Source organism: Rudaea sp., from assembly GCF_057139185.1.
Window position 1 is genome coordinate 22,614 of sequence record NZ_DBNHDN010000033.1, and the last position, 6,000, is coordinate 28,613.

The window sequence follows — 6,000 nt, forward strand, 5'->3', positions numbered from 1 at the left end:
GAGTGCGGCAATGGACCTGCACCGCTATGCGTTCTCGAGCATGGGCTGCCCGTGCGCGATCCAGCTCGAGGCGGATGACGAATCCGTCGCGCGCACGGCGGCGGCGAGAGCACAGGCCGAAGTCGCGCGCCTCGACGAGAAATATTCGCACTACCGCAGCGACAACTGGCTCGCGCGCCTGTGCGCGAGCGCGGGCAGCGGGCGCCGGGTCGAACTCGACGAGGAAGCGGCGAACCTGGTCGACTTCGCCGCCGCGTTGCACGCGCAGAGCGCAGGCCGTTTCGACGTCACCGCCGGCGCGCTGACGAAATTGTGGGACTTGCAAAGTGGGCGCATTCCCGCACAGGCGCAGATCGATGCCGCCCTCGCGCGCAGCGGTTGGCATCGGGTCGAATGGCAGCGTCCGTACCTGTGCCTGCCGGTCGCGGGCATGTGCATCGACTTCGGCGGCGTGGTCAAGGAATACGCCGCCGATCGTGCCGCGCAAATCTGCCGGAAGAACGGCATCGCCCACGGCATCGTCGATCTCGGCGGCGACCTCGCCGCGATCGGCGCGCATGCCGACGGCAGCGCCTGGTTGGCCGGAATCAAGTCGCCGCGCAATCCGGCGGATGTCCATGCGAGCATCGAACTCGACCGCGGCGGCCTCGCCACGAGCGGCGACTACGAGCGCGTGATGATCGTCGACGGCAGGCGCTACTCGCACATCGTCGATGCACGCACGGGCTGGCCGATGCAGAGTTTCGCCAGCGTCAGCGTGCTCGCCGACAGCTGCCTCGTCGCCGGCGCGGCATCGACATTGGCGATGCTGTTCGGCGTCGAACGCGGCGCAGACTATCTGCGCGAACTCGGCCTGCCCTGGCTCGCGATCGATGCCGACGGTCGAACTCGCGGAAGCATCGAAGCGGCCACGACCTGACCCGGCTCAGCGGTTCGCGTGCGCAGCCAATTCGCGCGTGCCGCGCAACCGCCACGCCGTCCAGCAGGCACCGCCCGCGGCGAATGTGGCAAGGCAGGCGAAGCCGGTCGTGGTCACGCCGAGGCCGCGCAGGCCGTTCATCGCCAGGGCGATGGTGAAATCGCCGAGCCGCCACACTGCGGTGTCGATGAAGCCTTTGGCCTTGTAGCGCTCTTCGCGGTCGACGCGCGTGTACAGGCTGTCCGAACTCGGCTTTTCCATGCCGTAGGCGAACGAGCGCGTGGCGACCAGCGCCACCGCGATCAGGGCCGGATTGCCGACCAGCACGAGCAGCAGCAGCCCCGCCACCTTGACCGCATCGGCCGCGATCACGGCGATCACGGGCCCGAGCCGGGTCAACACCCACGGCGTCAGACTGAGCTGCAACACCGTCTGCGTGATGTTGATGGCGAGGTCGATGTGGGCGAAGAACTCGGTGCGCGCGATGCCGTCGGGGAAGTGCGTCTTCGCATAGTCCGCCTGCAGCGCGTAGAGCACCGTGCCGACGCCGTCGCCGAGCAACAACAGCAGCGCCATGCTGCGCAGGAAGGGCGAGGCGAACACCTGGCGGGCGCCGGCGAGCATGCCGCCACCGATCACCACCTCGTTGCGGTCGACGCCTTTCTCGATCGGGTTGCGCCGCGACCACACGACCAGACCCGCGATGCAGGCGATCGAACATCCGAGCAAGCCGGCCGACACCGCAAGCAGCTTGGCGATGCCGATATGGCCGACGAGGCTGCCGGCGAGCAGCGAACCGCCGATCGCGCCGAGGCCGCCGCCGATCGAGATCACGCTGAACAACCGGTGCGACTGGTCGACGGTGAAGATGTCGGCCATGAAACTCCAGAACACCGCGACGACGAACAGGTTGAATACGCTGACCCAGACGAAGAACACGCCGCCGAGCACTTTCGGATTCAACTGACCCTGAAGTTCGAAGAACGGAATGAACGCGATCAGGCAGAGGATGAAGAACGCGTAGACGATCGGCACGAAGCGCTTGCGCGGGAAGCGCGCGACCAGCGCGCCGTAGATCGGCGTCAACGCCAGCGTGACCAGAAAGGTGGCGAGATAGAACGACGGCAGCGAGGTGGACCCCGCGGCTGCGACCAGTTGCTCGCGCACCGGCCGCATCACGTAGTACGAGCCGAGCACGCAGAAGAAATACGCGAACGAGAGCAGCAGCGCGGGCCATTCCGCGGACTCGACGCGGAAGAAGCCGCGCTGCTGTTCGGTAGTGGATGTCGCCAAGGGGCCGTCGTCGGTTACCGGTGGGGCGTGAAGGGTAGCATGCGTCACAGTCTTTGCTTCCCTCCTCCCCGCGGCGATGCGCTTACCGTATCCTTCGCCGATGGCTTTCACGCTCGCTTCCATCCACATCTATCCGCTCAAGTCGGGCGCGCCGCTCGCGCTCCAGTCGGCAACGGTCGAGACGCGCGGCCTCGCGCGCGACCGGCGCTGGATGGTGATCGATGCCGACGGCAAGTTTCTGACCGGGCGCGAGTACGCGCGCCTGACCCTGATCCATGCACTGCCGAACGCGGACGGATCGCTGCACCTCGATGCGCCCGCGACCTCCGGCTTGCGTGTCCCGGTTCCCGACGCGCGCGGCGAGCGCATCGCGACGGCGGTCTGGGGCAGCCCGGTGTCGCCGCTGCTCGCCGACGAAACCACGAACGCCTGGCTGAGCAAATTCCTCGGCCGGCCGGTGCGCCTGGTGCACATGGATGGCGAATGCGCGCGCGCGGTCGACGCGAAATATGCACGCGCCGGCGACGAGGTCAGCCTCGCCGACGGCTTTCCGCTGCTGCTGATCTCGCAGGCGGCCCTCGACCTGCTCAACTCGAAGCTCGCCGCGCCCGTGCCGATGCTGCGCTTCCGCCCGAACCTCGTCGTCGCCGGCACCGAGGCGCATGCCGAGGACGGCTGGAAGCGCATCCGCGTCGGCGAAGTCGAATTCGACGTGGTCAAGCCGTGCGTGCGCTGCGTGTTCACCACGGTCGATTTCGAGCGCGGCGAACGCGATCCCTCGGGCGAGCCATTGCGCACGCTGATCGGCTACCGCCGCGGCGAAAAGGGCGTGACGTTCGGCCAGAACCTGATCCCGCGTGGACGCGGCGTGGTGCGCGTGGGCGATACGGTATCGGTCATCGCGTAAACGGCCGGTCAATCCATTTCGCCATTCCGGCAGCCCCTGCCGGAATGACGGGCAAGGCATGACTTTCGGCCTACCGGATGCGCATGGCGTGCTTGATATGCTGCCCAGTTCGCACCCGAAGGAATCCACCATGCGCGCAGTCCTCGCTCTCGCCGTCCTGCTTTCCGCATCCGTGCTGCCTGCGCACGCTGCCGTGCCGGCGCCGGCCGATACGCCCTACCCCGGCACGCTGAAACTGCACGTCGATGCCACCGACCTCGACCACCGCATCTTCCGCGTGCACGAAGAAATTCCGGCGAGCCCCGGCGCGCTGACCCTGCTCTATCCGCAATGGCTGCCCGGCAACCACGCGCCGCGCGGGCCGATCGACAAGTTCGCCGGCCTCGTGCTGCGCGCCAACGGCAAGGTGCTGGCCTGGCGGCGCGATCCGGAAAACGTCTACGCTTTCCATGTCGACGTGCCCGAAGGCGCGAGCGCGATCGAGGCCGAGTTCCAGTACCTCTCACCGCTGGACCCCGGCGAAGGCCGCGTGGTGATGACGCCCGACATGCTGCACCTGCAATGGAACGCGGTCGCGCTCTACCCGGCCGGGCACGACGCAAGCCAGATCCGGATCGCCGCGAGCGCGGTGCTGCCCGCGGGCTGGGAGTTCGCCACGGCACTCGATCGCGACAACGCCAGCGGCGACGCCAAGGCTCCCGCCGGCGCGATAGCGTTCAGGCAGGTCGACTTCGCCACGCTGGTCGACTCGCCGATGTACGCCGGGCGCTACTTCAAGCGCATCGACCTCGCCCCAGGCGCGAAGATTCCGGTGCATCTGAACATCATGGCCGACGAGCCGAAGTTCCTCGAGATCAAGCCCGAGCAACTCAAGGCGCATCAGGCCATGGTGCAACAGGCCTACAAGTTGTTCGCCTCGCAGCACTACGACCACTACGACTTCCTGCTCGCGCTGTCGAACAAACTCGGCGGCATCGGCACCGAACACCACCGCTCCAGCGAAAACGGCGTCGAAGCAGAATACTTCACCGACTGGAACCGGCAAGCCGGCATGCGCGACCTGCTGCCGCACGAGTTCACCCATTCGTGGAACGGCAAATTCCGCCGCCCGGCCGACCTCGCCACGCCGAACTTCAACGTCACCATGGGCGACACCCTGCTCTGGGTCTACGAAGGCAAGACGCAATACTGGGGCGACGTGCTCGCCGCGCGCGCCGGCCTGCGCAGCACCGAGCAGGCGCACGACGAACTCGCGCTGGTCGCAGCGACCTATGCCGACAACCGCCCCGGGTTTTCCTGGCGCAACGTGCAGGACACGACCAACGACCCGACCGCCGCCCAGCGCCGCCCGCTGCCGTACCGCAACTACCAGATGAGCGAGGAGTACTACAGCGCCGGCGCGCTGATCTGGCTCGCGGTCGACGCCCGATTGCGCGAACTGACCGGCGAGAAAAAATCGCTGGACGACTTCGCGCGGGCGTTCTTCGGCATCGACAACGGCTCGTGGCGGATGCAGACCTACACCTTCGACGACGTTGCGGCAGCGCTGAATGCGATCGCGCCGAACGACTGGGCGAGCTTTCTGCGCGAGCGCGTCGACGCACATGCGCCGCCGCTGGACGGCCTTGCCGCGGCCGGCTGGAAACTCGTCTACACCGACAAGCCCGGCGACTACCAGAAAAACGCCGAGGACGTCGCCAAGACGAACAGCTTCGCCATCTCGATCGGCCTCACCGTCGCGCAGGACGGCGGCCGCATCGCCGACGTGCGCTGGAACGGCCCCGCGTTCCAGGCAGGCATCGCCCCCGGCAGCACCCTGGTTGCGGTCAACGGCCGCGAGTACAAACCCGAGCGCCTGGCCGAGGCGATCAGGCTAGCCAAAACCGGCAGCGCGCCTATCGAGCTGCTGGTCAAGAACGGCGACCGCTACCAAACCAGCCGCGTCGACTACCGCGACGGCCTCAAGTACCCGCACCTCGAACGCATTCCCGGCACGGTCGATCGGCTCAGCGCCATCCTCGCGCCACGCTGACGCGCGCCATGCTCAATCCAGCGGGCTGCGCACGCCGAGCCCGCCGCGATTGAGCACGTGGGTGTAGATCTGCGTCGTCGCCACGTCCTTGTGGCCGAGCAGTTCCTGCACGGTGCGGATGTCGTAGCCCGCCTCGATCAGATGCGTGGCGAACGAATGCCGCAGCGTATGCGCGCTGACCGGCTTGACGATGCCGGCCCTCACCCAAGCCGTTTTCAGCGCACGCGCAAACACCGCATCGTCGAGATGATGCCGCCGCACCGCCCCACCGCGCGGATCGCGCGACAGCTTCGCCGCCGGGAACAGCCAGCACCAGCCCAGCTCGAACCTCGCGCGCGGATATTTGCGCGCCAGCGCATGCGGCAGCCAGACGCCATCTGCCCCCGTCACGCGATCCTGCGCATGCAGCACGCGCACGCGCTCGACCTCGCGCCGCAACGGCTCGACCAGCGAACGAGGCAACATGGTGCGGCGATCCTTGCCCCCCTTGCCGTCGCGCACGACGATCTCGTTGCGCGTGAAATCGACATCCTTCACGCGCAGGCGCAAGCCCTCCATCAAGCGCAGGCCGGTACCGTAGAGCAGACTGCCGATCAGCCACGGCCGACCTTCCATCGCCGCGAGCAGCCGCGCCACCTCCTCGCGCGCCAGCACCGTCGGCACGCGTCTCGGACGCTTCGCCCGCACCACCCGATCCAGCCAGGGCAGCTCGATCCCGAGCACCTCGCGATACAGATACAACAATGCCGAAAGCGCCTGGTTCTGCGTCGCCGCAGCGACGTTGCCTTCGGTCGCCAGACCGCTCAGGAACGCTTCGACCTCGGCCGGCCCCAGCTCGCGCGGATGTCG

General features: G+C 67.7%; 5 protein-coding genes. 3 read left to right on the forward strand and 2 right to left on the reverse strand.

The genetic code is table 11. The features are described 5' to 3' along the window. Nucleotides 1–10 precede the first annotated feature (10 nt). The gene (locus AC16HO_RS11615) at nucleotides 11–919 is read left to right on the forward strand and encodes an FAD:protein FMN transferase (RefSeq protein ID WP_395644377.1); all 909 of its coding nucleotides are present in this window, start codon (nucleotides 11–13) and stop codon (nucleotides 917–919) included. 6 nt (nucleotides 920–925) lie between these two features. Here AC16HO_RS11615 and AC16HO_RS11620 read toward each other — a convergent pair whose 3' ends face one another. Next, on the reverse strand, nucleotides 926–2,212 hold the full coding sequence (locus AC16HO_RS11620) for an NTP/NDP exchange transporter (RefSeq protein ID WP_395644376.1): 1,287 nt from the start codon (nucleotides 2,210–2,212) through the stop codon (nucleotides 926–928). Nucleotides 2,213–2,312: 100 nt separating this feature from the next. Between AC16HO_RS11620 and AC16HO_RS11625 the strand changes: the two genes are divergently transcribed. Then, nucleotides 2,313–3,119, forward strand: a complete 807-nt coding sequence (locus AC16HO_RS11625) for an MOSC domain-containing protein (RefSeq protein ID WP_395644375.1) — start codon at nucleotides 2,313–2,315, stop codon at nucleotides 3,117–3,119. 130 nt (nucleotides 3,120–3,249) lie between these two features. After that, nucleotides 3,250–5,151: a M61 family metallopeptidase gene (locus AC16HO_RS11630; protein WP_395644374.1), complete on the forward strand. Its 1,902-nt coding sequence runs from the start codon at nucleotides 3,250–3,252 to the stop codon at nucleotides 5,149–5,151. Nucleotides 5,152–5,163: 12 nt separating this feature from the next. Here AC16HO_RS11630 and AC16HO_RS11635 read toward each other — a convergent pair. Next, the coding region (locus tag AC16HO_RS11635) for an integron integrase (RefSeq protein ID WP_484335439.1) at nucleotides 5,164–6,000 on the reverse strand (837 nt) is incomplete at its 5' end.

What these genes read in the sequence shown, in the direction of transcription:
- AC16HO_RS11615 (WP_395644377.1), top strand. Translation starts at nt 11, where the DNA reads ATGGACCTGCACCGCTATGCGTTCTCGAGCATGGGCTGCCCGTGCGCG.
- AC16HO_RS11625 (WP_395644375.1), top strand. Translation starts at nt 2,313, where the DNA reads ATGGCTTTCACGCTCGCTTCCATCCACATCTATCCGCTCAAGTCGGGC.
- AC16HO_RS11630 (WP_395644374.1), top strand. Translation starts at nt 3,250, where the DNA reads ATGCGCGCAGTCCTCGCTCTCGCCGTCCTGCTTTCCGCATCCGTGCTG.